Here is a 1670-nt window from a genome sequence, read left to right on the forward strand (position 1 = left end):
GGCTACGCCCCGCTCGAGGGCGTGGCCGACGAACTGAAGCGTCCCGACGGGTCCCTGCGGCCCGTGTGGGCGCCGCTGATGCGCCACCTTGCCGGGCAGAGCACCGAGAAGCTCGCCCGCGCCTTCGCCCGCGGCGACCAGTACCTGCACGACACCGGGGTCTACTTCCGGCAATACTCCGGCGACGATTCCACCGTGCGCGACTGGCCGCTGAGCCACCTGCCGGTCATCATCGACCGCTCCGAATGGGATGGCCTTGCCGAGGGCATCGTGCAGCGCGCCGAGCTGCTCGAGCGCGTCATGGCCGACCTCTATGGCCGCGGCGACCTCGTGCGCGACGGCTTCCTGCCGGCGGACCTGATCGCGCAGAACCCGGAATGGCTGCGCCCGATGGTGGGCATGCGGCCGCGCTCGGGCAACTTCCTGCATTTCCTCGCCTTCGAGATCGGCCGCTCGCCCGATGGCACGTGGTTCGTTCTGGGCGACCGCACGCAGGCGCCCTCGGGGGCCGGTTTCGCGTTGGAAAACCGCATGGCCACGAGCCGGGTGTTCCACGACGTCTTCCCCAGAAGCAATGTCGAGCGGCTCGCCGGTTTCTTCCGCGGCTTCCGCGACGCGATGAACGGTATGCGCGGGGACCACGGCGGACGGGTCGCGATCCTGACCCCGGGCCAGCACACCGACACCTATTACGAGCACGCCTACATCGCCCGCTACCTCGGCTTCCTGCTGCTGGAATGCGAGGACCTGATGGTGCGCGACGGACGTCTCACCGTGCGCACGATCAACGGGCCCGAGCCGGTCTCGGTGCTCTGGCGGCGCCTCGATTCGCGCTTCGCCGATCCGCTGGAGCTTGACGAGACCTCGGCGCTGGGCACCCCCGGAATGGTCTCGGCGCTGCGCTCCGGGGCGGTCGACATGGTCAACTGCCTTGGCTCCGGCGTGCTCGAGGCACGGGCGCTGATGGCCTTCCTGCCGCGCATCTGCCGCCACCTGATGGGCGAGCCGCTGAAGCTTCCCAACATCGCCACGTGGTGGTGCGGCCAACCGGCCGAGCGCGCCTACGTGCTCGAGAACCTCGAGCGCATGATGATCGGCCCGGCGCTGTCGACCAAGCTGCCCTTCGACATCGACGCCACCACTGCGCTGGGCGGGCGCTTCCGCGGCACCGCGCAGGCTCCGGTCTCCGACTGGATCGGCCGCGAGGGTGCCTCGCTGGTCGGGCAGGAGGCGGTGACGCTCTCGACCACGCCCGCCGCCTGTGCGGGCTGCGGCACGCCGGGCACCCGGGGACCGGGCATCGCCAGAGGCAGCACCGGCAGGCCCCGCGCTGCGGCGGAGGCCGCCTCGGAGGGATCCGCCACCACCACGTGCGGCACCGTGCCCGGCAGATGCGCGGGCTCTCCGATCCAGACGAAGGGCAGCTCGGTCCCGAGCGCCTGCCACGCGGCCTCGGCGAGCTCCGGCCCGATGCCGGAGGGCTCGCCGCAGCTCATCGCGACGGGCGCAGGGCGCGACGTCGTCATTTCTCGACGATGCGGGCGTTGGCGCGCAGCTGGGCGAGATAGCCGTCGGCCATGGCCGAGATGCGCTGGTTGCGCAGGCCCATCTCGACCTGTTGGCGGTCGGCGTCCTCGGACACCGCGGCGGTGCGGCCGCAGAGCATGAGG

At 71.5% G+C, this 1670-nt stretch carries 1 pseudogene; it reads left to right on the forward strand.

What is annotated here, in order from left to right:
* Positions 1–1257, forward strand: a pseudogene (locus tag HC022_RS26005) (circularly permuted type 2 ATP-grasp protein); the annotation flags it as partial.
* Positions 1258–1670 lie beyond the last annotated feature (413 nt).

Origin of the sequence: Salipiger sp. HF18 (assembly GCF_011806505.1) — a bacterium.
GTDB classification, from domain to species: Bacteria; Pseudomonadota; Alphaproteobacteria; order Rhodobacterales; family Rhodobacteraceae; genus Salipiger; species Salipiger thiooxidans.